At 59.0% G+C, this 23,439-nt stretch carries 18 protein-coding genes and 2 pseudogenes; 5 read left to right on the plus strand and 15 right to left on the minus strand.

Translation table 11 applies throughout. From position 1 onward, the window contains the following. The first annotated feature begins 271 nt into the window (after positions 1 to 271). Positions 272 to 610 carry an H-NS histone family protein gene (locus LRP30_RS36960; RefSeq protein WP_249757989.1) on the plus strand — a complete coding sequence of 113 codons (339 nt, stop codon included), beginning with the start codon at positions 272 to 274 and terminating at the stop codon, positions 608 to 610. Between the two features lie 1,378 nt (positions 611 to 1,988). On the opposite strand, the gene LRP30_RS36965 is transcribed toward LRP30_RS36960, so the two are convergent. The 7 genes and pseudogenes from LRP30_RS36965 to LRP30_RS36995 all read right to left on the minus strand — a co-directional run bounded on the left by LRP30_RS36965 (position 1,989) and on the right by LRP30_RS36995 (position 10,347). Then, the gene (locus LRP30_RS36965; RefSeq protein ID WP_091898359.1) at positions 1,989 to 2,180 is read right to left on the minus strand and encodes a hypothetical protein; all 192 of its coding nucleotides are present in this window, start codon (positions 2,178 to 2,180) and stop codon (positions 1,989 to 1,991) included. 909 nt (positions 2,181 to 3,089) lie between these two features. Further along, positions 3,090 to 4,883 carry an ABC transporter ATP-binding protein gene (locus LRP30_RS36970; protein WP_249757990.1) on the minus strand — a complete coding sequence of 598 codons (1,794 nt, stop codon included), beginning with the start codon at positions 4,881 to 4,883 and terminating at the stop codon, positions 3,090 to 3,092. 50 nt (positions 4,884 to 4,933) lie between these two features. Further along, positions 4,934 to 5,929 carry a glycosyltransferase family 2 protein gene (locus LRP30_RS36975; RefSeq protein WP_249757991.1) on the minus strand — a complete coding sequence of 332 codons (996 nt, stop codon included), beginning with the start codon at positions 5,927 to 5,929 and terminating at the stop codon, positions 4,934 to 4,936. Next, positions 5,926 to 7,371: an SAM-dependent methyltransferase gene (locus LRP30_RS36980; protein ID WP_249757992.1), complete on the minus strand. Its 1,446-nt coding sequence runs from the start codon at positions 7,369 to 7,371 to the stop codon at positions 5,926 to 5,928. The genes LRP30_RS36975 and LRP30_RS36980 overlap by 4 nt, the downstream gene beginning before the upstream one ends. An 893-nt stretch (positions 7,372 to 8,264) precedes the next feature. After that, positions 8,265 to 8,855, minus strand: a pseudogene (locus LRP30_RS36985) (glycosyltransferase family 2 protein); the annotation flags it as partial. Next, positions 8,852 to 9,922: a glycosyltransferase gene (locus tag LRP30_RS36990; protein WP_249757993.1), complete on the minus strand. Its 1,071-nt coding sequence runs from the start codon at positions 9,920 to 9,922 to the stop codon at positions 8,852 to 8,854. The pseudogene LRP30_RS36985 and the gene LRP30_RS36990, both read right to left, overlap by 4 nt. An 86-nt stretch (positions 9,923 to 10,008) precedes the next feature. Continuing rightward, a complete protein-coding gene (locus tag LRP30_RS36995) occupies positions 10,009 to 10,347 on the minus strand; it encodes a hypothetical protein (RefSeq protein WP_249761915.1) in 339 nt (112 codons plus the stop codon). Here LRP30_RS36995 and LRP30_RS37000 point away from each other — a divergent pair. The 3 genes from LRP30_RS37000 to LRP30_RS37010 all read left to right on the plus strand — a co-directional run bounded on the left by LRP30_RS37000 (position 10,264) and on the right by LRP30_RS37010 (position 12,215). Continuing rightward, a complete protein-coding gene (locus LRP30_RS37000) occupies positions 10,264 to 10,890 on the plus strand; it encodes a GGDEF domain-containing protein (protein ID WP_249757994.1) in 627 nt (208 codons plus the stop codon). The genes LRP30_RS36995 and LRP30_RS37000 overlap by 84 nt on opposite strands. A gap of 395 nt (positions 10,891 to 11,285) precedes the next feature. Continuing rightward, a complete protein-coding gene (locus LRP30_RS37005; RefSeq protein WP_249757995.1) occupies positions 11,286 to 11,705 on the plus strand; it encodes a hypothetical protein in 420 nt (139 codons plus the stop codon). 315 nt (positions 11,706 to 12,020) lie between these two features. Beyond that, positions 12,021 to 12,215: a hypothetical protein gene (locus tag LRP30_RS37010; RefSeq protein ID WP_249757996.1), complete on the plus strand. Its 195-nt coding sequence runs from the start codon at positions 12,021 to 12,023 to the stop codon at positions 12,213 to 12,215. Between the two features lie 168 nt (positions 12,216 to 12,383). Here LRP30_RS37010 and LRP30_RS45195 read toward each other — a convergent pair whose 3' ends face one another. The 3 genes from LRP30_RS45195 to LRP30_RS37025 form a co-directional block, all read right to left on the minus strand. Next, the gene (locus tag LRP30_RS45195; protein ID WP_276017363.1) at positions 12,384 to 13,850 is read right to left on the minus strand and encodes a methyl-accepting chemotaxis protein; all 1,467 of its coding nucleotides are present in this window, start codon (positions 13,848 to 13,850) and stop codon (positions 12,384 to 12,386) included. After that, entirely contained in the window at positions 13,831 to 14,229 is a 399-nt protein-coding gene (locus LRP30_RS37020) for a hypothetical protein (RefSeq protein WP_346016189.1), read from the minus strand. The genes LRP30_RS45195 and LRP30_RS37020 overlap by 20 nt, the downstream gene beginning before the upstream one ends. Before the next feature lie 231 nt (positions 14,230 to 14,460). Next, complete coding sequence (locus tag LRP30_RS37025; RefSeq protein ID WP_249757997.1) at positions 14,461 to 17,400, minus strand: EAL domain-containing protein; 2,940 nt, start codon at positions 17,398 to 17,400, stop codon at positions 14,461 to 14,463. Between the two features lie 209 nt (positions 17,401 to 17,609). Between LRP30_RS37025 and LRP30_RS37030 the strand changes: the two genes are divergently transcribed. Next, on the plus strand, positions 17,610 to 17,966 hold the full coding sequence (locus tag LRP30_RS37030) for a methylamine utilization protein (protein ID WP_249757998.1): 357 nt from the start codon (positions 17,610 to 17,612) through the stop codon (positions 17,964 to 17,966). Between the two features lie 5 nt (positions 17,967 to 17,971). Here LRP30_RS37030 and LRP30_RS37035 read toward each other — a convergent pair whose 3' ends face one another. The 5 genes and pseudogenes from LRP30_RS37035 to LRP30_RS37055 all read right to left on the minus strand — a co-directional run bounded on the left by LRP30_RS37035 (position 17,972) and on the right by LRP30_RS37055 (position 23,205). Then, a complete protein-coding gene (locus LRP30_RS37035) occupies positions 17,972 to 19,033 on the minus strand; it encodes a hypothetical protein (RefSeq protein ID WP_249761916.1) in 1,062 nt (353 codons plus the stop codon). A 430-nt stretch (positions 19,034 to 19,463) separates the two neighbouring features. Next, positions 19,464 to 20,489, minus strand: coding sequence for a cytochrome c peroxidase (locus LRP30_RS37040; protein WP_249757999.1), 1,026 nt, complete (start codon positions 20,487 to 20,489; stop codon positions 19,464 to 19,466). A 334-nt stretch (positions 20,490 to 20,823) separates the two neighbouring features. Further along, positions 20,824 to 21,111, minus strand: coding sequence for a hypothetical protein (locus LRP30_RS37045; protein ID WP_249758000.1), 288 nt, complete (start codon positions 21,109 to 21,111; stop codon positions 20,824 to 20,826). 111 nt (positions 21,112 to 21,222) lie between these two features. Continuing rightward, positions 21,223 to 22,880: pseudogene (locus tag LRP30_RS37050) on the minus strand (HAMP domain-containing methyl-accepting chemotaxis protein). A 37-nt stretch (positions 22,881 to 22,917) separates the two neighbouring features. Continuing rightward, positions 22,918 to 23,205 carry a hypothetical protein gene (locus tag LRP30_RS37055; protein ID WP_249758001.1) on the minus strand — a complete coding sequence of 96 codons (288 nt, stop codon included), beginning with the start codon at positions 23,203 to 23,205 and terminating at the stop codon, positions 22,918 to 22,920. Positions 23,206 to 23,439 lie beyond the last annotated feature (234 nt).

A 23,439-nucleotide genomic window follows, 5' to 3' on the forward strand; every position in this document is an offset into this window, starting at 1 on the left:
TATCTCCGCGCCGGCAATGGCAATGCGAAAGCGCAACTGGTCGGGCGCTAAGTTTGTGGATGTCATGATACCGGTCTGCGGGCCGTCAGCGAGGGTTGTCCCTCGCCCGAATTAAATGCTCCGCCATGATATTACCCCCGTCATGCCTTTCTCCCTGCTACCTCCCGCATTTAAATGTGGATTGCCCGACCAATGTTTAACTGACGGCTTGTCTGCTCCTTCATTCCCGACTTGTCTGCCTGGGCCTTCGCCCAAGAATTCGGATCGAGCCATGAACACCGAGCATTTCAATTCGCTCTCCCTTGACGAGCTCTGGATACTTCACCAACAGGTCACCGCCAGCCTCACTCAGAAAATGTTAGTGCAAAAAGCACGATTGGAGGAGCGGCTCCACAAGATTGGACTGGCCGACGAGGCCACACGGTTCGATCGTAAGCGCCGTCCATACCCGCCCGTCCGTCCCAAATATCGCAATCCGAAGAACCCGGCGGAGACATGGTCGGGTCGCGGCAGGCTGCCTCGGTGGCTGCGGCCGCAGCTTCGAGGCGGCCGGAAGTTGGACGATTTCCTAATCGACGAGGCTTCGGTTCAAAAGCGGCAGACAAATTGAGTGCCGCGATCGCGTTGGAAGAAGGCCAACGCACATTTTTCCTTATCTATCATCCGCTTGGCTTCTCGATCGACTGAAAGAACACGAGGCCAGCGCCGCAGCATCGAACAGGCCGATCCGGCGATCTTCACTCATCCACAGATTGCGTGGCAGTGGAACGCTCAAACGCCGCGAGCCTACTAGGGTTTGCTTTTTGAGATTGTCGCCACGTTGAGGTGACCATTCGTGTGGACGATGACGCTTCCAAATATCATGTCTTCGAGCGTGCAAGAGGATCATCAAGGACGGTAAAAGTTGAATGCCACAGGAGCTTAGAGGAATTTGCATGACAGCTTAGCAAAGCCGCAGAAGCGAATGTCCTCGCTGCGTCTCGCATTGAGCCGAATGAAGCGGAGCGGTCTCGCGAAATAGTTCGTTAGCTCCTCTGTGCCTAATCTTGGAGCGTGCCGCCCGCCGATTGCGGCATATGGAATGGGAATGCCGGCCCCGGCTGCTTACCCCATCCTGCGGCTGGGGCCGTTTTGAACTTTGTCAGCATCGTTCAATCCGGGCCACAACCATGCTTAGAGGCATTGCTATCGCGCTATTTGGAATGGGCATCTTTTCTCAGCTTGATGGAGTGCTCTTCAGTGGGCGCAATACTGACGCCGCGATCAGGCTTATGCGGGAGATCGGCCGCGGGTTTGGTTTATAGACCCGGCAGTCATTCGAAAAGCCGTTCCAGGCTCTACAGCCCTGCTGTCGAGATTGCAGCCCCCGCCGTCCGAATGCGCTCGAACTAAGTGATGCTCTTATTCGTGAGCCGCAAGCTACGAACGTAATACCCTTGTCGCTGAACGGTTGACTTAATCTCGTCGCTTACTTTGAGAATTCGAACGGTCCCTAATTTCACGGACGCGCAGGCTATATGGCTTCATGGCGTCCACTCCATGTGAGCAAAGGCGCGACCAAGATCGGCGGCTCGCCCTTCGATACATTCGCGCAGGCCGAGGCAGCCTGCAACGCGATGCTTATGCACCTCCAGACTGATCGCTAAAATGCTGACTCATCGGCGCAAGCGTCGCACACGTCATTTCGAGTCCCGAACACTGAGCTGCACCATAGAAAAACGCCCCCGGCAATCAGCCTGCAGGATGCCGCCCATTAGTGAATGGTTGACCTCACCGGGGCTGCCGCTCGACAGAGCAGCGTATTCTCCTCGGCCTCCTGCACTCGGCCTCGAAGAATCTCCAGTTCGGCAAGCTGAAAAATGAGCGCCTGAGCGCGCTGGCACAGAACAAGGCGGTCGTACACCCGATTGCGGTTACTCACTGCACGCCCCCTGACTTTTGAAGAGTCGGCCAAACTTTGATCTTCGTCCGCCGGATTGCAGATTTTCTCACGCGGCCAGATCATGCGAACTGGTCGGGCTGACGGCATTACATTCTTCGAAATAGGACGACAGCTCAAGCTCAGCTAGATGCTCCCAGTATTCTGCTTCCGCGAGGAGCTTCCACTTGTTCATGCTGTTGTACGCGGCATTTTGACGGCAGAGCGAACCCATCGCGCGCAAGCGTCTCACCTTCTCCAACTGCGAACCTCCCCTTCGGCTTGTTTTGCGAAAGCCTATTATCTCTGATGTGTCGAAGTCAAACTGTCGCAGATTGAGTTTGCGAGCGACAGTCCGGTGCTTGGCCATGATGATAGCGCAATCGTCTGACTTTTGTTCCTGAGTGCATCGGCTCGAAAGTTGACGGGATCGAAAAGCTCAGCGCAGAATGAAGGCGCTCTTCCGAGCCCTCCAAGCCCCCCAAAGTCGAGGCGCTCTTTAGGAAGGTGACGGCTCCAGTCCCACTACTGGAGCCGTTTTTTATTGCGATTGAAAATGGATTGGCGGCACATCAAAGGGGGCGGGCAAGCGGTTGACCGCAAATTCCATTCGCTTGGTGCTTCGCATGCTCTGAGGGCTGCGCACGTTCTCCATCAGGAGCAATGATGATAGCGTCTCATTCCGAGCCTAGTCTTGCTTCGTCGAGGGATAATCCAATCCGACGGCGGTGCTTTGGAGCAGGAATTGAAGGCGCATGGAGCGGCAGTGATCGGTCCATTCGGCGAAGCGCCGAGGCGAACGACCAGATTGCGAATGGTGGCTTCGACGCAGTGGTCAATGTCGATTTGCGTGGAGATCGAGCGTTCTCCCTCGCTGACGAACTGGTGCGCTGTCACTTCCGTTTGTCTTTGCGACCGGCTACGGTCCCGAGGTGTTGCCGATCTTCGTGCCGTGCGGTAGTTAGAAAAACCCGTCACGCGCCCGTGATCGCAGCGGCTGGCGAAGAATCCGGCTTCACCGGGACCTTTATACCGACCAGCTGCAGCTGACGATCGGCGCGAAGCAGTATCCGTCTCGCTACCCGCAAAACGCCGACCATGTGGTCTTGCAAGTCCCCGACGCAACCTCTGTGTGTGGACAACGTTTTGACCGGGCTCGCCTCAGGCGCGGCTAGATATTGGAAGCGGGACTTGATGCCGGTTCCGAAGATTTCGAAGGATTCCTCGAAAGCATACGGTTTGCATTCGCCAGAACCTTCGATGGAGGGCCTTCCGCACAAACCCGGCCATTTTCGATAGAAACCACGTGGTCTGCATCGAGCACGGACTCGATGCGATGCGTAATGAGCAATAAGGTTCGGCCCTTCAACTGCAGCTGAATCGCACGTCGAACGTTTTCCTCCAGGGTTCGATCGAGCGCGCTCATCGCTTCGTCGAGGATGAGAAACTTTGGATTGCGCACAATCGCACGTGCAAGACCAAGTCGCTGACGCTGACCGCCCGAGAAGCGCAGGCCATGCTGCCCTATCCAGGTGTCGTATTTATCCGGTAAGGCCTCGACGACCTCTGAAATGCCCGCGACCCGCAGCGCCTGCCGAACCTCTTCCTCGGAGGCCTCGTTCTTGGCCATCCGCACGTTTTCGATCACCGTGCCTTCGACCAGGTCGACATCCTGACCCGCAATCGCGAGCATGCCGAGCCAATCGGTTCGACGAACGTCTTCGATGGATCGCCCATCAACCCGTATGACACCCGCGTTGGCCGAATAGAGTCGCAACAATAGATTTACGATCGTGGTCTTGCCCGCTCCACTGGCTCCAATGAGCGCAGTGGTCTTCCCCGCAGGAATGTCAAACGAAGCATTCAAAAGCGCGGGCTCGGTACCGGCATCATAGCGGAACGTCACGTTGCGAAATGAAATGCCGTTCTCCAGTTTAGCCACGGCCACGTGCCCGGCCTTCGGGTACTCCTTGTCATCTGTCGACAGCATGTGTCTGATGGACCGCAGCTGCGGCTCGATCTGCGCCATATACAGCAGGTTCCCTTCCAGATCTCGCATATGCGGCTGCAATCGATAGAGCAATGCGACCGCGGTCAAGCTTGTCGCGAAGCCAATTCCCCACATATCAGCGAACGCGATGACGAGAAACAGCACGGCAAGATAGCCCACCTCCGTCAGGGGCGAGACCAGAGCGGACAGACGCGCAAGCCGCAGCGCGACCTGCCGTGCCTGCGTCGACGCGTGCTCGAAGCGCTTCTGGTGAACCTCCTCCTGGCCATATGCGCGGATCGTGCGCATACCCTGGAGTGTCATCAGCATATGCTCACCCAGTTTTTGATGAACCAGCTTGACGCCGGCACCCAACTGCTGAATCGGCAACGAAAGATGACGCAATCCAGCCGACACGAGCATTGAGGCCGCGACGGCGAGGACGGTTATCTTGATCGAGAGCGCCAACAGAAAGGACGCGAAGAGAAAAACCGAGCACGAACTCACGATAATGCGGGTAAGAGTGGCGTATGCCCCGGAGATCACCCATGTCTCGGTTCCCAACACCTCCATGAGATATGCTTCGTCATGGCGTTGGAAGAACGAATACGAAGTTGACAGATACTGCAGATGAACGCGGTTGCGCGCGACTTCATTGATCTTCTCTCCAACACGCGCACTGATTAATGTGTTGATAAAGGAAAGAGCACCGCGAGCAATGATGAGAAGGAGCAGCACGACAGCAGTTTCGCTCGAGCTGTGAAACCAGTTAGCCGCATATCGGAGCGCTTCGCCCAGGAGGCCACTGGTCGACGTTGCAAGTTCCACCTGACCCATGGCGAAATAGAAGAACAGGAGTACGAGAGTAATCCCGACCGTCTCCGCCAACGATGTAGCAAGGCCAAGGACAATCAGCGCGGGCGTCACCCAACCGGGCAGCGGAGCAAGCTTGAGCAGCTTGAACAGTTCGACCAATGCAGCGCGGCGAGCAGCTCTCGGTCTTCGTATGTTGTTCGGGTGCTCTGTCATAGCGATTGACTTGGATCGCCGATGGCAAACAACGAAGCTGGAGGTCGAACCACCCTGCGACGCTGATGACGCCATTTCCACCGGATTTCCGAGACGGTATCCCGCGGAACATCGTGCACGGCGACCCTGAGCGCGAGCAAGGGATGCCGTCTGAAAAGGTGTCCAAAGATTGAAACGAAGTACCACAACTGACCGCCCGTCAGAGCTCTGCGAAGCAGCCAACGCGCATAGTTTCTGAAGCCCAGGTCGAGGAGCGCCCTGCGCTCAGGGTGCCGCGTCATGATCTCATCCGCGACCAGCATCCACGACCGGAACATCCGCGTCTTGTTGCTTGACATGTTGTTCGGGAGGTAACGATAGCCGATCTGGTACTCGGGCACGACCGCGAACTGGTACGCCTCCGCGACACGGCAATAGAACAGCAGATCCTCGCAGCCTTCTGCCCCCGATGCCCTGAGTCCGCTCTCGAAACCTTTTGCAGCTATGAGGGCTTCGCGGCGGACCAGCGCCGAGCTGCCGTTGCCAATGAAATTTCCCTGACAGAGATAGTCCAGCACCTCGCCCGCATGAAAGACGGGATCGGACCTGGCAGTTACGCGACTATCGGCATCGATCCAGTCATACCAGCTGTAGACAAGACCAGTCCGCTCTCCTGCATCAAGCAAGGCTTGAAGCTGTTTCTCAATCTTGCGGAGCGTCCAGAGATCATCGGCATCAATGAACGCGACGAAGTCCGCGCGCGCCGCCTGCCAGCCCGCATTCCGGGCGGCCGCCACCCCTGCATTACGCTGTTCTATGATGGTTATTCGAGAATCCTCGGCCAAATGTCGCTGGACGACCGCAATCGTATTGTCGGTGGAGCCGTCGTCCACGACTATGATTTCCAGCTCCCGATGCGACTGAGATCTGACGCTGCGAAGCGTCTCGTCGATCGTTGCATCGGCGTTGTAGGCCGGAATAACCACACTGACGAGGAGCGCACCGGTGCTCATTGATACTGCTCCAAGCAGCGCGCGAATGTGTCCAGCGTAAAATCGCCCCTGACCTCAATTCGCGGCAGGTCTAACAAATTGTCTCTGAGGGTGGCGGCCCGGCTGACCGTTTTGAACAGGGTCTTGTAGCCGCATTCGGCTGCGAGGATTCCAAGCCGCTGATCCGTGGAGCCAAACGGCGCGGCAAGCGACGTTATAGGTCGCCCAAGCCATCGCTCCAATTGCGCACGAGATCGCGTCAGTTCCTCGGCGAGATTCCAGGTCGCAAGTTCCTCGCTGCGCGGGTGGCTCGCCAAATGGCTACCAAAGGATACGCCTTCGGCGGCAAGCCCGGCAATCCTGACCGCATCGAGCAGCGGAGCGGGTTCTCCGAACGGAGCATCCCACTCCGCCCGCTTTCCCGCGAAGTCGGTCGCAACGAACACCTCTGCCGAGAAATCGTTTGCCTGCAGGATCGGCCATGCATGCTCGGCAAAATCCTCGTACCCATCGTCGAAGGTGATCAGCACCGGCCTGCCAACGAACGGATGATTGCTTGCCACGAACCAGGCGAGCTGATCCGAATTGATCGCGTGGTAGCCATTTCGGCGCAGCCACAGCATCTGTTGCCCGAACGCATCCGGAGACAAGCGGTACCGCGCCAGTTCGCCGGGTCCTTCGGCCGCAATTCGGTGGTACATCAGGACCGGAACGTGCGTGCGTCTTTCGGATTGCGCGACGTCAAACCTGCGCGCCGCAGCCCCACCCCACACGATGGACCGCGCAACCTCGACCTCGATCGGCGCGTCGATAGCCGCGCATGTCACCTGTGTGTCAGGGGCCGCTTCGCCCGGAAGTAACCGCCTGAACCGATCGATACGGTACAGCTCCGTCTCGATCGACGTCTCCAGGGCGAGTCCGGGTACGCCCTGGAGAATTCGTGTGATCGTCTCCGCCCCATACGGACTCTCCCAGTCGAGCCCCGTTCGCGACATGTTGTCCTTCAACACAAAGGCATGGGCCGCCACAAGGTGACCGCCAGGACGCAGCGCCTGCACCAGTCGCTTCGCGACCGACTCTAGTTCGGCTTCATTATTAAGGTAGTAAAGGACCTCGGAGCAGACGATCAGATCGATGTCCTGCGGGAGCGGATCGGCGGACAAATCCAGTTGAGAGAATTCGATATTCTGATGCCCATTGCATCGGACACGAGCGCGATCGAGCGCCTTGGTCGAAATATCGGCGGCCCTGAGGCGCTTGACCCTGGGTGCCAATTGGCGCGTGAAATGTCCTTCCGCGCACGCGAGCTCGAGCGCGTGATCCACTGGCTGGTCTGGCAGAAGCTCGAGCTGCCGAGTGTACTTTTCCTGTTCATACGGCGAACCATAGTTCCAGGATCCTCCTGCTCGAAGAAACCCTCCCAAAATTGCTGGCGTGCGGTGTCTCGAGGCTTTTCGGCACATCGCTTCCGTCTGCTGGAATCGGGGATACCTGAAATGGCCAGCGGCCGCGCCTCACGCGAGGCCCGCGTGGCCAACTCGCGCAGGCGCTCCCGATGAGTATCTCGGCCGTCTCGCATCAAAGATCGAACCCGTTCGGTCCGCTTGTGGAGTGCGATTTTCGCCCGAACCAGCCTTCCAATCTGGTCTTTGACCTGCAAATGAACGAGGCCATGGCCGGCCAGCGCGATCCAGAAGCGGCTGTCGACAGTGCCGAGGGCACCAATATCGAGCAGCGTCAGGATGCGAGGCCCGTCACAGAGATAGACGTACAATCGATCAACAGTCCCGATCGGCCTAATAGTACCGATACGGCGAAGGTCAACGCGCGTGCCGAACGTCAACGTGAGGACCCTGGGCGCCGAAAGGTCGTCATAGTCGAGCACTTTCCGCTCAAAGCGGTATTGGCACTTTCGCCCTGCCGCCGGGTCGTTCCATGCGCGACCGATCGCTGAAATGAGGTTGGTTACGCCCTCCCCGTATTGCGGCCACCGTTCCGCCAGCTTGGCGGGCACCGTTCTTGCCCCGACCGTCACGGCATCGAGCAGAACAGCGGCAATGAAGTCCGCCGTTGTCTCGGTCTTTGGAATGTCGCTGAGCGTTTCCAGCGATGGATCGCTGGCGTTCCTGCGGCCGCATTCAACTCCGGCGCACCAGAGCGCGAAATACGCGTACGCCGTCGCGGCGCTGCCATATGCAGTTGATGCTCCAGACCGATGTGCAGGTGCCGGCTCGCTGACGCGCTTATCGCTGGAAAATCCGCGCGCAATGACCACCTGCGCATCGGCCAGCATCCGTTTGACGTCTTGTGTCAGAGAACGGTCGCTTGTTCGATAATAGCTCAATTTCTCATCGACATGGATCCACCTGCCGCCGCAGCGAGCGATCCGTTGCCATAGGTCCCAATCTTCGCACGTGCGGAGACTGGTCTCAAAGCCACCAACCTTTGCGACCGCGCCCTTTAGGACGAGCACGCCATGGATGAACGTGGCACACGTGCGGGCGAACCGTTCAAATGCGTTGTCCTGGATGGCCGGATCGCGGCGAACGGGAGTTTCACTGCCGTCAGGCATAACCCGGCAACAGTTGCAATAGGCGGCCACCGCCGCGGGATCGCGATCCAGCGCAGCATTCATCCGCGCAAGGAAGGATCGATCAATCCAATCGTCACTGTCCAGGAACAGTATTCGTTCGCCGCGCGCGCTTGCAATTCCCTTGTTGCGGGCACCGGAAGCGCCTGCTCCGCCAGTCTGCAGAATCCGAAAGCGGGAATCCCGCGCCACGTATTCAGCCACGATCGCGGCCGTGGCATCGGTCGAACCGTCATCCACGACAAGCGCCTCCCAGTCGGCGGCGCTCTGCGCGAGCACGCTGTCAAGCGTTTCAGCAACGGTCCCTGCAGCATCGCGGGCGGCGATCACGACGGACGTACGCGGATGGGCCGTCATCTGCGAAACCTTCGGCGATGATAGAACAGCAATCCGGCGAGATACCCGGTCACCTCCTCCTTCAGGAAGCGGTCGCGAATATTGTCTCCTTCCACTACTTTCCGGAGCAGCCGAGAGAAGTACCAACGCGGCTTGTGATAGTAGGCCAGACGCCGGTTCGCTGAGATTCCGGTTCTTTCATACTGCACCAAAAGTGCGGCCGCATGACCGCGCATGTAGTGATAGATCTGGCTGGCCAGGCCATCCATTGTCCTGCGGTGAAAGTGGAATGCGACTGACGCCGGAGTGTAACGACACGTGTAGCCGCCCGCGAGCAATCGATACCAGTATTCCGAGTCGCCCGAGCAGCCGGCCTGACCGACGTCCAGGCGCTCATCAAAGAGCCCGACGGCCTGAAACACCTCGCGCCGGAACGCCATGCTCGCTCCGGCGCCGATGTCCCACGCGGGAAGGACCTGGCCGCGATGCGACCGGAAGGCTGCGCTGTCGTAATCCTGTTCGCGATAGCCCTTGCCAAATCCCCAATACGTCTCGAAGTGCCGTTGCGCCTCAGTCGCGAGCTCGGCGGGAAGCACCAGCCCAGTCACCGCACCGATTTCGGGAGAATCAAACGCACATGTCAGTTGCTCCAGCCAACGCGGGTGAAGCAGCACATCGTCGTCCGTATAGGCGACAATTTCTCCGGTCGCCTGGAGCGCGCCGGCATTGCGTGCAATATCCAGACCGGGTCGCTCCTCGCGAATATAGGTTGCTGCCGCGGCCAACGCGACATCCCGCGTCCGCCGATCGCGCGATGCATTGTCCACCACAATGACTTCTCGGGGAGGATGGGTCTGCCGCGGCAACGACGACAAGCATTTTTTCAGCTCCTCCGGACGGTCGCGCGTGCAGATCACCACGCTCGCCGAGAGCCTCACTTTCGTCGGGATTCGCACTTGGGAATCGACGGCTGACAGGAAGGCGTCGTCGATATGATCGATCCTGGCCGCCGCTATCTGGCCTTCATGCATCAGCACATGGCCGATCGGCTGGTCGGCGCGCCAGAACACCGTCATGCCCTCGTTCAATGTCGTTTCCGCAACATCGGACGCCGACGTCACGGAGACATGCGTCACGCCTCTTCCCAATCCAGTTCCTGCGAATGGGGTGTCCATCATCGTCGTGCGAAATATGCCGGCGGGTTGCTATCGCTCCACCTGAGCGCAGTCTCAATAATGAAATCGATCCCGGATTGGCGCGGGCTCCAACCGAGCTCCCGCTTGGCTTTGGCAAAGGAGGCGACGAGCGTGGGCGGGTCGCCCGCGCGGCGTGGGCCGCGGCGGACGACCGGATCGTCTCCGGAGACACGCTTCACGGCCTTTATTAGTTCGAGCACACTCGTGCCAACCCCTGTACCGAGATTGAAAACATGAGTACCGCCTCGAGCCACCAGCATGTCGCCTGCGAGAAGGTGCGCCTGCGCCAGGTCGTTGACGTGGATATAGTCCCTGATTGCACTGCCATCCGGCGTCGGAAAGCTGTCCTCGAGCAGCGGCTGCGGAGGCCGGACCGCTCCGGCGAGGCGCTGGCGCTGCTCTATCTCGATTTGGACGATTTCAAAGCTGTCAACGACACGCATGGACACGCTGCGGGCGACCGGTTGCTGGAGAGCGTGGCTGAGCGCATGCGTGGCCTTCTGCGCGAAGGCGACCTGCCGGCGCGACTAGGCGGCGACGAGTTTGTCGTGCTCGCCGCGGACCGCACCGCAGAAGAAGCGATGACCTTCGGGTGGCGACTGGTCGAGACCATCGGCGCACCTTATGACCTCGGTTCCGGAACATCGGCTCGCATCGGGGTGAGCGTCGGCATCGCGATGTCGCCCGAGCACGGAAGCCGCTCGGCCGACCTACTGCGGGTCGCCGACGCGGCTCTCTACCAGGCCAAATTCGACGGTGGGTCGCGATGCCAGGCCGCGTCCGGAGACGACTTGGCAAGACTGAGCCGCCTCCTCTCCCGCAGTGCCCCCGAACCTGCTCCCCAAAGCGCTGCGGCGTAGCCGCTCGCCGACGCACTCGCTCCTCCATTGTGCAAAAATCGCGCGAACCCTCCCAACGTGCGGAGCCAAAAGGGAGTCGTTCGGCCGGCCGGTCGCCCTGCACTTCAGTTTCGCGGGAACTGGCCGCGTGCGTTCAGCGGCACCGCAACGTCGGACATACCGTCATTCGCATGAAGGAGCGACGCGAGCGAACTTGTCCCACCGCCAGCCCTGGCAACGATGCACCGATCGAGTCCGAGCCATGCTCGGCTTCCACTTGATGGCCACGCCGATCGCATTGGGCTCAGGAATGGTAGTAGATCCTGAGACGTGGCAGACAGCATCCCAGACTTTTTATCGCGCGTCCGCGCCCGCGGACGAAGCTGCGACGCCATCCAAGCACTAAGAGTGAGACCATGCACAAGATCCTCCCCGTTATTTCTTTGCTCGTTCTGTCGTCAACCGCGGTTGCCGCCGGACCCACGAAGGTCACCAAGTCCGTCACCTGCCGAGGTGATTTCTCCGGCGTCCACACTCTGGTGATTGGGAACTGCAGCTTCACAGGCGAGCCCGCCGGCAAGGTCTACGACTTCTGCAAGGAAGATGACGTCTGCGAAGTCCAGGCGTACGGATGGGACAATGGCCACGGGATGACGATTGTTGAGCGAGTCGATTCCGTAAAAAAAGTTTCAGACACTCAGTCCAGCCCCCTTACTCCTCAGGAACTCAAGATGGCTCGTGCCTGCAAGGCAGGGAAGCCGTGCTCCCTTACCTGTAATCGCGCTCACGCCGCCGGCCGTGATGACCTGATCCGCGCAGGTGCCTGCGCCGAGTGACCGCCACCTGCAGACAATCGTCGGCTACATCAACCCGGCCCCTTTATCGAACGCGTTCGCGAGCGGCGTGTCGGCGTCGTCCGCAACCCGACCGGCGAGTACCTCTATCCGCCGTAGGCCGCTGCGCTGCGGGGCTCCACAGCTCGCGCACGGCAACCTTATGAAAGTGCGTTTGGCGCGTTTTATTCCGGAGGGGAGGCAAAAATGCGCCTCCAGATATCATTGTGCTAAAGAGTGCTGCACGCAAAAGTTGACAAGTTCTGTTTGCCGGACGAGGCTTGGGTCAGTCGTTCGAGCTCATTGTGGGGGAGCCTGATGCCGGAAGCAAAACTCCGTTACGATCGCAATTACCTCCGCCTTCTTGAACTCAGTTCGTTCGAGCGGCGCCCGAGAGGAGGCTGGCGCTTTGGCACGAAGATCATCAGCGACGCAGTCGTGGACCGCTTACTGGCCAGCGGCCGCGCGGAAATCTCCGGTATTCACTTGCGACTGAAGCGGGAGATCGAATGATTTCAAAATTCCATTGGCGACCACCTTCCGGCGTGAGCTTGCTTCGAACGCAAAGCTCACTGTGCCTGGTGGCCGCCCATACGCGAAGGCGGCATTAGAACCGCTTAGATGGTTCAACTCTGAGGGCGCACGGTCGGTATGCGCCAGAATGCTTTATTGCGGGTGACCTCACGCGGCCGATAACGAGCTCAGAAAGCTGTCGACTTCGAACTTAAGCTGATCGGATTGTGACGAGAGCGCTGTCGCAGCATCAAACAGCCGACCTGCGGCGCTGCTCGCCTCCTCGGACGCGCTATTGATGTTGACGATGCTCTCGCTCACGTCTTTCGTGCGATCAGCTGCCTGCTGCAGGTTGCCCGCAATTTCGTGCGTTGCGGCACTCTGCTGATCGACCGCCGCTGCGATTTCACCGGAGATCTGATCAATCTCGACGATAGTGGTACCTATCGCTGCGATCGCGTTCACGGCCTTAACGGTGGCAGCTTGGATATCCTGAATCTGTGCTGCAATTTCCTCGGTCGCTTTGGCCGTCTGGTTGGCTAAATCCTTTACCTCGCTCGCGACGACCGCAAATCCGCGGCCATGCTCGCCGGCGCGCGCGGCCTCGATCGTCGCATTCAAGGCCAACAGATTGGTCTGACCGGCAATGTTGTGGATGAGCGTCACGACCTCACCGATCTTCCGCGTACCCGCAGCAAGACCTTCAAAAACGGTATTGGTGCGCTGTGCTTGCTCGGTCGCCCTGGCCGCAATCCCGGCGGAGCGCGTTACCTGCTTGGCGATGCTATTGATGGAACCAGTGAGCTCCGACGTGGCAGATGCGACGGTTTCCACATTTGTCGAGGCCTGCGTCGAGGCTGCTGCAGCGGCTGCGGTTTGCCGCGTCGTTTCCGCGTTGCCCTCATTCATGGATGCCGCCAGACCCTGCATCTCGCCGGCCGCCACGGCAACCGCCGCGACGACTTCACTGATCTTGCGCTCGAAGCCGACGGAGAGCTGGTGCCTTGCTGCATCCCGGTCTCGCTTAGCTTGCTCATTCCGGATTCGATCGCTATTGGCGCGCGCTTCGGCCGCGGTGGCAGCCTCGGCCTCCGCCGTTTTCTCCGCCGCCATCGCGAATAGACTTGAAAGTGTCTGCGCAAGCCAGATCAATATGCCGGCCTCGACAAGCAGGATAGCGGCGTGGAGAATGACCCGACCAAAGTCGGCGCCTCCCGGATAAACAGCCGCGGGGAGAATGAAGTTCAGCGTCAGATGATGCAGCGCGACCGCCGCTGTGCCGGCGATAATGGGCCGATAATCACAATAGGCGACCAGGATCGCCAGTGCGGCAAAGAAGTACATGTGCATGTCGACCTGCCAAGCATGTCCCGCGAACTGGAAGACAAACATGGACACGCCGGCCATCAAGGCGACGGCAAAGACCAAGCGGCTCGAAAGCCCACTCCCGCTCATTCGCCACGACCAGGTCGCGGCCAGTGCCATCGCGACCATGAAGGAAGCCGGCGCACGCCAGTCGGCACCGAGTGTCCGAGCAATGATGACAGCAACCGGCACATGCAGCCAGAGCACCGCGAGCAGGATCTTGCTGGTGGACTGGCGCAAGCGTTCCAGTTCATCGCCTTCGAAGGTCATTTACAATCTCCAAATGGTTCGTTCTCAAATCGTCCGCTCTCAAATCATCTGCTTTGATGCAGGCGGCGACCGCCTGCGGATCAATAATCAGCCAAGCACCGGCGTCGCGGAGCCGGGAGAGGCCATCGTGGTCGCCGGGCCGTACGACCAGCAAAGCTGGAATGGCGGTCGTCCTGACGATGGCTGCGTTGGCGGATGCCGTGGCCAGAAACGCCTCCTGGGCACTCCACCATGGCGGAAACGCCGCGGCCACCAGCTCGGCACCGAGGCGCGGGCGCAGCGATAGTGCTGCGACGACACTCCAACTCGCGATAAGCAGCGCGGCTGCGTTCAGCCAGCCGGGCCAGCGCGCGCGCTGGATGTTTTGCCCTGCTCGCATATGGGAACACTATCGCGACTAAGCTAACCGACAGTAAAGCTGCAGGTTGAAGAGCCGCTCGACGCTCCGACAAATTCGATGGCGCAACAGCTCGCCTCGGTCGCCAATTTTCTCCTACATCCACAGACAGGTGCGGCCGCTTGCGGTGAGAGCTGCGCAGCTACCAAGGGGACGATAGTCCAGGGGGCCGTAGTCGATTTCGCGAAGTTGAGGCACAAGCCTCGGGCGGTGCTAACTGGCTATCGCCCTGCTCCAGTCACTGCGCTTAAGACCATTACGCAAGCTCAGGATCGTTGTTGCGAGTTCGGTTGCAGGGACCGGTCGGCTGAACAAGAATCCCTGCGCCTCGTTGCATCCTTCCGCCTTCATCTGGTTCAACTGCTCAACCGTCTCGACCCCCTCCGCCGTTGTCGTCATGCCCAGGCTTCTTCCGAGGCTGGTAATGGCTCTGACGATCAATTTCGATCCCTTGGTTGCCGTTGCGTCACGGACGAAGGACTGATCGATCTTGATCTTGTCAAAGGGAAAACTGCGCAGGTAACTCAGTGACGAATAGCCGGTGCCGAAATCATCCAAAGCAATGCGCAGGCCACGCGCCTTCAGCTCATGCAATGTCGCAATGGTTTCAGTGCTATTGCCGAGGAGAACGGACTCGGTGATTTCGAGCTCAAGACGGTGCGGAGCCAGCGCTGACTTATCGAGCGCGTTGGCGATGACGTTCGCCAGGCTCGCATCGCGAAATTGAATCGGCGAGACGTTGACCGCAACTTTAAGTTCGTTGGGCCAGCCAGACGCCTGCTCGCAGGCGCGGTTCAGCACCCACTCACCTAGCGAAGTGATAAGACCGATCTCTTCTGCGAGCGGGATGAATTGGTCGGGCGGCACCAAACCCCTCTTCGGGTGCTGCCAGCGCAATAATGCTTCGAAGCCGCTGATCCGGTCCTTCCGCAAGTCATAAATCGGCTGGTAGAACAGCGCGAACTCGTCTTTGGCCACGGCCTCGCGAAGGTCGACTTCGAGAGCTCGGCGGCTCTGCACATTGGCGTCCATTGCCGGCTCGAAAAACCGCCATTTTCCCCTGCCGTCCATTTTCGACCGGTACAACGCCATGTCCGCATTTTTCAGGAGCTTTTCGCGGGTCGTGCCGTCACCTGGCGCGAGCGAAATGCCGACGCTGCAGCCGACGATGACGCGATGCCCGTTCAGTTGATACGGCGCTCCGACACATTCCACGATGCGCTGGGCGAGGCGCTCGGCCTCTTCGGCAGTCCCGACGTCAGCTTGGATGATCGCGAATTCATCGCCACCCAGACGCGCAACTGTGTCAGCCTCCCGGACGCAGGCACCCAATCGGTCGGCGACCGCGCAAAGCAGCCCATCCCCCACGGGATGTCCCAACGTGTCATTGATCTGCTTGAAATTGTCCAAATCGATGCAGAACAGGGCAAATCCCGCGCCGAGGGCCGTCTCTGCGACAGCCTGCTCAATCCGCTCGGCGAACAGAGACCGGTTTGGCAATCTGGTCAGAGCGTCATGGCGCGCCATGAAGGCGATTTGAGACTGAGCCCTCTGTTGTTCGGTCACGTCTTCACAACTGATGAGCCAGCCGCCGTCAGATGTAGAGCGATGGGCAATCGAGACGACGCGTCCGTCACTGAGGTGCTGAAAATAGTTGCTGCCCTTGCGTCGGGCCAAGCCCTCGCATTCCGCCAGAAGATCGGCCACCGTCTGGTTACCATGATTGCCCGCAGCAACGCTCAGGCGGAGGACATCTTCGAAAGTCATGCCCGGAAGCACAAGCTCCGGCGAAATATCAAATATCTCACAGAAGCGGCGGTTGACGACCTGCAACCGTCCCTCTCCGTCATAAAGACAGAGTCCTTGCGACATGTGGGTGAGCGCCGCATCCAGTCTCAGATTTGTCGCATGCAACTCGGCCTTCTGCTGTTTCAAACCGGTAATGTCGCTATAGACGAGCATCAGGCCGCCTTCCTGGGTGGGGCTGCGGCTGACCCGCAGCCACCTGCCATCCGGGAGCAAGGCTTCGCCGTCGATGCCATCGACGTCGCCACGCGCGTCTCGGAGCGCGCCCCCCAGTGAGGCGTCCTCACTCGATGGCCGCGCCAGGCGCAACGAACTTGGGTGCACCAGTTCGGGCAAGCAACGGATGAATTCGCTGGCTCTGGAATTGGCCAAGGCGATCTCGCCGTCCTTATCCAGGAGGATGACCCCCTCACGGGAGTTCTCGAGTGCATCCGAAAGCCGCGCCTGGGCCGAACGCCGTTGCGCGACCTCGCGATCAACCATCGATTTGATGTTGTCCCGCATCCTCCCCATTGCGCTCAGTAGGATGCCCAGCTCATCATCACCGCCCTTCGGAATGTCCGTGTTCAAATTGCCGGCGGCAATGCTGGTCGCCGCTTTGGAGGCGATCGCGACCGGACCGATGATCCGGCGTGCCAATATCCACGAAAACAGCCCGGACATCAGAAGCGCGATGGTCAGCCCAGCCACATTGAGTTGCAGATCCCGTTTGATCGCGGCCAGGGCGCGTTGACGGAACAGAAAACCGTCACCGGCGGTATAATTTACGAGCAGCTCAATCTGCTGATTAACCGTTTTCGAGTACTTATCGAGTTCGACCTCCTGCGCATTCCTTGCGACGCTCCCATCCTCGTCGGTTGGCAATTGGAGCGGCTGATGCAGCGCAATCCACGCGTTTGCCGCTTCCTGAACCTTGGCAGCAGCCTTTGCGGCGCGCGCGGACTGCGACCGTTCCGCCGCTATCGTCACGTCTTCCGAAAGCGACTTCGCAAGTTCGTCAATTTCGGCGTCTAGTCGAGCGCGGACCGAAGGGTCCTTGGTGAGGAGGCGTTGTGCCGATGCCACGCGCATTGCGGCGAAATCAGCGCCAGCCGCGCGCGCGTAGTTGATCGACATCAGCGACTCGTCGAACGTTCTGGCAACCAGATCGCCTGCATGGCGAATACCAAGGGTGGCATAACCACCGAGGGCTGCCGCAATCGCGCTCATGGCGAGACAAAATATCAAGATGCCGGTTCGAATCGACCCACGCACGATGATGAGGCGCGACACGGAGCCGGCCCTGGACTGGAGGGCCGCAAGAATCCCTGTCGATTGACGCGCAACCCTGCCGACGAAACCAATCATCGCGGTGTCTTTCGCTGTAAACTACTAATCGTAAAAGTGTGCGCGGACGCAGTCAGGCTGCGCCCGCCTCAAATTTCCCTAGTAATGACTGGAAGGGATGCGGAAATCGTTAAGATCAACCTGTGATAACTATGGAGTAGTTGCGCTTGCGGAAGATCCGAGCTGGTTCGAATTTTGGTTAAATTGATGTTTTCAGCGGAGTTGAAATAATGGAAAGGCTGGCACCGTTCCGCGCAGGGAAGTTCGGCCTCGGGATCACAGTCACCATTGTAGGGGGACTCCTCACAGGAGTCGCGCTAGGCGCAAATCCCTATACGATCTCGCAAAGGGATCGCGAATTCAGGCCGCGAGAAATCATTATCAAACGCGGCGAGACTTTACGATTCGTTAACGACGATGGCGAGCTCTTGCATCATGCCTATTTGAGCGCGGAGACGTTCGAGTTCGACAGCGGTGATCAAAAGCCGGGCAGCCAATTCGACGTCGTGTTTTCCGTGGCGGGTGACTACACGGTCCTGTGCGGCATTCATCCCAAGATGAAGCTTGGCGTGCATGTCACCAAGTAGAGAGCCTAGAGTATCGAGGTGTTGAAGATCGCAGCGTGACCGACGTAGTAGGTGAACAGCGTAACGGTCAGCGCCGCACATAGTCCGGCGGGAGCCAGCCACGGGGCGCGATACTCGGCTTCCCACGGGCGGTCGTCGGCAAGGATCGCGACCAGGACGACAATAATCCCCGAGTGCCCGATCACATCAAGCCAGCCGAATTCGAAGCACGCGCTGATGAACATGCCGAGCAACATGGCGGCCGCAACCCGCCTGACCAGGGGCGTCCAGGCCAAAGCAAAGGCGAGCGTGAACTCGATCATGCCAGCGGCCCGCATATAGAACTCATTGTCGAATCCAAGCGTGATGCCGGGGTGCTCGATCAGCAGCGGAAAGCTCCATTCCGGATAGGCCCACTTCTCCACTGACGCCCACATCAGAGTAACGGCGGTGGCATAGCGCACGACATCGAGCGGCGGAACGCCGAACAAATCCTTTCGCCATCCCGTGAGAGCAAGATAGGCCGCAAGACCCAGAAAGATCGGGTAATCGGCCAGATGAAACGTGCCGTAATCGCGGACGGCAAGCCCGAACAACACCACGATTCCCGCCGCCGAGAATGGCATCGTGCGGCGCGACAGCAGGCCGGCAGCGATGGCAAGTTGAAGAAGTCCCACCTGAGGCGACGTTGTCTTCAGTTCGGGGGTCAGGATGATACCGCCGACCGCCCAGAGCGAGATAAAGAAAAAGCCGCAGACCGCGCGGATCATCACCTCGGTGTGCAGCCGCAAGCCTTCCGTGACGCGGTTGATGGAGCGGACCAGCAGTTCGCCCAAGGACGTGCGCTCCACCAGGCAGCCGGAAAAAAACCAGAGCAAGGCTACTCCGAGGAGGAGCTCAAAATCCGGACACAGGACGTTCTCAAGGCCCCTTGGCTGTCCGGCGGCATCATACGCACAGAACCATTTGACATGGGCGCTGGCGGCTTGAGTCCCCACGATCCAGAAGGAAAATGCGGCGACAAACTTCGAGAGCAAGGAAACGGCCCGAGATGCCGCTATGGCATCCCGCGCCCACGAACTGAACATTTGAAAAACCGCCCGTTTTGGAAAGCACAGCTTTAACGATTTATTCACCTTAGCATAAATTTTAAGGATTGTGACCGTCGCAACATCCGCTGGTTGTTTGGTGGTTAATTGGACCAGCGCGGACCGATTCAAGCCGTCAAAGCTCCAGCAAGTCCTTTCAAATTTTACAGATTTCGAGGACGAGACCTCAATCCCGCTGTCGTACTGAATATCGACAAAACGGATGGCTGGAGCAGTCCATGTTCAGAGCATTAGGTCTGGCGCGTGCGGCAGGAGGCTCGCTGCTGGTCCGCCATGCAGGGCGCTTCGCCGTACGCAGCGAAACTTTTGAGTTTTGGACGGGCGCCCTTGTTGTCCTCGGCTTTGGCCTGCTCGGATCGGCATTGCCGCACCTTTGCTGAGGCAGCTCAGAAACGCGATCGGGACAGTGTCAGCGCGGCAAGTCGGGAACGGGAGTCGCTGTGGACGTGGCACTGAGCGTCTGCAGAAAGGCGACCAAGTCCGTCTTTTCGTTTGCGGTCAGAAACAGAGGTCTGATTGATGGCGACCGGCTTGGACGATCAATACCACCCCGATCATAGAGTTCGATGACGTCTTCGAGCGTTGCGACCGATCCGTCGTGCATGTAGGGGGCACGCTGCGCGACGTTGCGCAAGGTCGGCGTCTTGAACGCGTACCGGAGCTTTTGTGATGTCGGAAACAGCCGGCCGCGTCCTATATTGTCACCTTGTGCAGTGCCGATATCCTGAAACGATCCGTCTGTAAAAGATGGCCCGCTATGGCAGTTTGAGCACCGCGCTTTGCCGTTGAAGATCTCAAACCCGCGTTTGGCCGCCGCGCTGATTGCGGTTTCCTCGCCCATGATCCAGCGGTCGAACGGGGACTCCTCAGCGACAATGGTGCGTTGAAAGGTCGCCAAGGCAGCTTCGATCCTCGGCCGGGTGATCGCGCTACCCCCGTATGCGCTTGCGAACGCATCGACATAGGCCGGTGTGGTGGACAAACGGTCAATCAACTCCGATTCCGTCAAGTTCATGTTCGCCCGGCCAGTGATCGGACCAAAAGTCACGGATTCGATATCCCTGAACTTCCCGTCCCAGCCCAAAGGCTCGGTGAATGCCACATCAATCAGAGTGGGCGCACGCAGCGGCAGGCCTTTCGGATCTTCCCCAACCGCACGCGCAAGGCCATCTCCCCACGACAGCGACGGATTGTGGCAAGTCGCACACGAAACGGTGCGAGACCTCGAGAGCAGCGGATCGAAGAACAGCATCTTCCCAAGAGCCGCTTTTGGCGCTGAGTAAGGGTTGCCATCCGGGAAAGGAATTGCCGTCGGCCGACGGTAGCTGGCGCGGATCTGCGCCGCCTCGCTCGATGTCTCCGCCGCCGTCGAGCCAAAGCGCTGCCCTAACGGCACGAACGCCGCAAGCAAAGCCAGGCTGACCCAGACCTTCATCGGCTCCCTCAAGGAAAATAACCGCTCGTTATATGAACAACTTGGTCAACGAAGCCTTAATGGCCCAGTGCCCAGTGGCGTCGAAAGGCGCCACTGCCCCGATCGGCTTCTGCCCCCCTGCGCGACTGCGCGACTATTAGGCTCCATCCGGCCATTAGTCCTCCCCGACCCTGCCCGACTTGGGTCAACTGATCGACTGCGTGAGCAGTCCGACGGATCCAGGCAGCTCACTACCCTGAATGCTCCGGGGTTGGAGCACGATCAACCTCTCTGCATCTAAGACCCGCCTTTACACTCCTCGCTGCGAGGAAAGTCGGCAACGACACTTGCCCGCTCACAGTCGATCGATTGTAGTGCGAAGCTGCACGAGCATCGACAAGAACATGTCCAATTGCTCGTGCAGAGCAGACGTTTCTGAGGAAGACGTTGATGCCTCTCGCGTTGAGCGAGCTACGTCGTCGAGCTGATTGAGCGCGACGGTCAACATCTCCTTCGAGAGGCTCTTGATGCGAGCGAAATGGCGCATGGCATCGGCGAGATCCGGGTATCGCGTTGCGATTACCTCGATGTTCTCGTCGGCGGATTTGGGGCTCTTGGGTTTGAATTGAATGACTTCAGTCATTGATAAATACCTTCCCGTCGCACGTTGGATGCATTTTGGTGTAAAGGGCGGCTCAAACTCGCACTATTCTGCTAAAGCCCGCGAGCCAGGTGCTTCAATATTCGCTGCTGACTAAGCTGCCCGCGCATTAGCTAGAAACTTCTGTACTTCCAGCTTCAAACGACTGCTGTCCTGCGACAACAATTTCGCCGCCGCAAGAACCTGGGTAGAGGCGGTTCACCTCGGCGATGTTCGAGGCGACCTCAGTAACCCCGATTGCGGCCTGCTGTACGTTGCGCGTAATCTCCTGGTTCGCCGCGCCCTGCTCCCTCGACCGCCGCGGCGATCGTCGAACAGATCTCGGAGATCCGCTTGATGACGCCGCTGACTTCCTTGAGGCTCGCAACGGACTCGCGGGTGGAAGATTGGATTCCGATGATCTGATCGCTAGTTTCCTTGGTTGCTTTGGCGGTCTGTTCGGCCAGCGTTTTTACCTCTGACGCAACGACCGCAAATCCGCGACCAGCTTCGCCAGCGCGAGCCGCTTCGATCGTCGCATTCAAGGCGAGAAGGTTGGTTTGTCCGGCGATCGTATTGATGATCTCGACGACAGTTCCTATCCTGCTTGCGGCCTGCGAAAGCGTATGGACTCGTTCGTCAGCGTTCTCCGCCTGGCGCACCGCTTCACCAGCAATTCGCGCTGATTCTTGCACTTGCCGGCTGATCTCGTTGACCGAAGCTGCCATTTCTTCGGCGACCGAAGCGACCGACTGCACGCTCGCTGACGCCTGCTCGGATGCTGATGCGACTCCGCTGGATTGATGCTGGGTCGAATCGGCGGTTTTCGTCAGCGACCCGGCGGAAGCCTCGAGCTCGGTGGACGCAGAGGAGACGGTTTCGACAATCTCGCCGACGGCCGCTTCAAACGCATCGGCGAGCTCGCGCATATCCGCCTTCCGCTGCTCGGCGGCGATGTGAACCTGTGCGGCTTTGGCCTCGGCTTCGGCTCGTGCCTTCTCGGCCGCCCTCAGTTTGAAGCGTTCAACGGCACTGGCAATTGCGCCAATTTCGTCTCGGCGACCAAGACCAGGAAGCACAACATCAAAATTTCCGTTGGAAAGCTCTAACATCGAAGCGGTCAGCGCCCGAATCGGCTTGCTGATGCTGCGTGACGTTAGCACCGAGAGAGCGATCCCAATCAGCACACTCAGAACGCCGAGGACCGAGGCCATTTTGATGGCTGTGACAAGATCTTCTTCCGCCCTTGATACTGTCGCTTGCGCCGCATTCTCGTAATCCTCGGCGAGTGGCTCCGCAATGGTTTCGATCTTGGCCCCTGCCGCAAGCGCCGCACCGACTGCGGACTTCGCTTCATCGGTGTCCAGGGCGGTGTTTCTTCCTTTGAACTCCCTCAGCCTGAGCGCCTTAGCTTGGTTGTCTTCGACCGCCGCTTTCAACTCCTTGACCCCAATCAGGCGGGCGGCACCCTTTGTGTCGGCAATGAGTCCATCGAGTCGTGCGAGCGCCTTCTTATAAGCATCGGCGGCCCTTTCCCAATGCGACTGGTCACCGGTACCCAGAGCCAGCCAAACGTGCATGCGCGCCTCGAAGACACGCTTTTCTATGCGCTCGTCGTCAGCAACGTGATTTTTTTGTCTGATCACAACTGCGAAAGCGTCATTCGCGTTGTAGGAGGCGTGGATCGAGTACCCGCCGATCGCGGCCGTCAAGACCAGGAGTAAGCCGAAACCAATCATAAGGCGGCCGGCGATCTTTATGTTCGTGAGCATTGCAATGGCTTTCCAAATTGGAATGAAAACAGGAATTCTAAATGGCGGACGCTTTCGACTTGGCAAGTTCAAGCATTTGCTCGATCAGTCTCAGATCACCTTGCAGCTTTGCCTTGATTGAGGGATTTGCGATCTCTGCGGCCATCTTGCGTATTCGCAGGTGACTCGCTTCCAGCAGGGTGATGGCGCAGGCAATTTCCAGCGTCGCATTCATGTGCAAAACTTCGACCTGCGAGAATGGTTGGCGATCCGGCGTCGAATCGCGGCTGGGACTCGGTTGCTCGGATACGCGGCCTGGCCTCGTAAAATTCAACACGTTTGACATTGCGGTCTCCACCGACCCAATGCTGAAAATGCATTGCGAAAATCAATCTAAAATTGTTCGATCCTTGTCTTCGAATAATTAATGGTTTCTTACTCACCCGGTATTTTCTCGTGTGTCGATGGTATCACGCAACCATGAGGTATGTGGCGCCGCGTCGCAGAGAACAAAGGGACCTCGAGGACCGCACTGATCGCCCTGACGGAATTTTATTCGAGCTCGATGCGTGTGGCGCGT

The sequence above is a fragment of the Bradyrhizobium sp. C-145 genome (genome assembly GCF_023375135.1).
In the GTDB taxonomy this organism is placed as follows: domain Bacteria; phylum Pseudomonadota; class Alphaproteobacteria; order Rhizobiales; family Xanthobacteraceae; genus Bradyrhizobium; species Bradyrhizobium zhanjiangense.

What these genes read in the sequence shown, in the direction of transcription:
- LRP30_RS36960 (WP_249757989.1), top strand. Translation starts at nt 272, where the DNA reads ATGAACACCGAGCATTTCAATTCGCTCTCCCTTGACGAGCTCTGGATA.
- LRP30_RS36975 (WP_249757991.1), bottom strand. Translation starts at nt 5,929, where the DNA reads ATGAGCACCGGTGCGCTCCTCGTCAGTGTGGTTATTCCGGCCTACAAC.
- LRP30_RS36980 (WP_249757992.1), bottom strand. Translation starts at nt 7,371, where the DNA reads ATGTGCCGAAAAGCCTCGAGACACCGCACGCCAGCAATTTTGGGAGGG.
- LRP30_RS37000 (WP_249757994.1), top strand. Translation starts at nt 10,264, where the DNA reads ATGAGTACCGCCTCGAGCCACCAGCATGTCGCCTGCGAGAAGGTGCGC.
- LRP30_RS37005 (WP_249757995.1), top strand. Translation starts at nt 11,286, where the DNA reads ATGCACAAGATCCTCCCCGTTATTTCTTTGCTCGTTCTGTCGTCAACC.
- LRP30_RS37010 (WP_249757996.1), top strand. Translation starts at nt 12,021, where the DNA reads ATGCCGGAAGCAAAACTCCGTTACGATCGCAATTACCTCCGCCTTCTT.
- LRP30_RS45195 (WP_276017363.1), bottom strand. Translation starts at nt 13,850, where the DNA reads ATGACCTTCGAAGGCGATGAACTGGAACGCTTGCGCCAGTCCACCAGC.
- LRP30_RS37020 (WP_346016189.1), bottom strand. Translation starts at nt 14,229, where the DNA reads ATGCGAGCAGGGCAAAACATCCAGCGCGCGCGCTGGCCCGGCTGGCTG.
- LRP30_RS37025 (WP_249757997.1), bottom strand. Translation starts at nt 17,400, where the DNA reads ATGATTGGTTTCGTCGGCAGGGTTGCGCGTCAATCGACAGGGATTCTT.
- LRP30_RS37030 (WP_249757998.1), top strand. Translation starts at nt 17,610, where the DNA reads ATGGAAAGGCTGGCACCGTTCCGCGCAGGGAAGTTCGGCCTCGGGATC.
- LRP30_RS37035 (WP_249761916.1), bottom strand. Translation starts at nt 19,033, where the DNA reads ATGTTCAGTTCGTGGGCGCGGGATGCCATAGCGGCATCTCGGGCCGTT.
- LRP30_RS37040 (WP_249757999.1), bottom strand. Translation starts at nt 20,489, where the DNA reads ATGAAGGTCTGGGTCAGCCTGGCTTTGCTTGCGGCGTTCGTGCCGTTA.
- LRP30_RS37045 (WP_249758000.1), bottom strand. Translation starts at nt 21,111, where the DNA reads ATGACTGAAGTCATTCAATTCAAACCCAAGAGCCCCAAATCCGCCGAC.
- LRP30_RS37055 (WP_249758001.1), bottom strand. Translation starts at nt 23,205, where the DNA reads ATGTCAAACGTGTTGAATTTTACGAGGCCAGGCCGCGTATCCGAGCAA.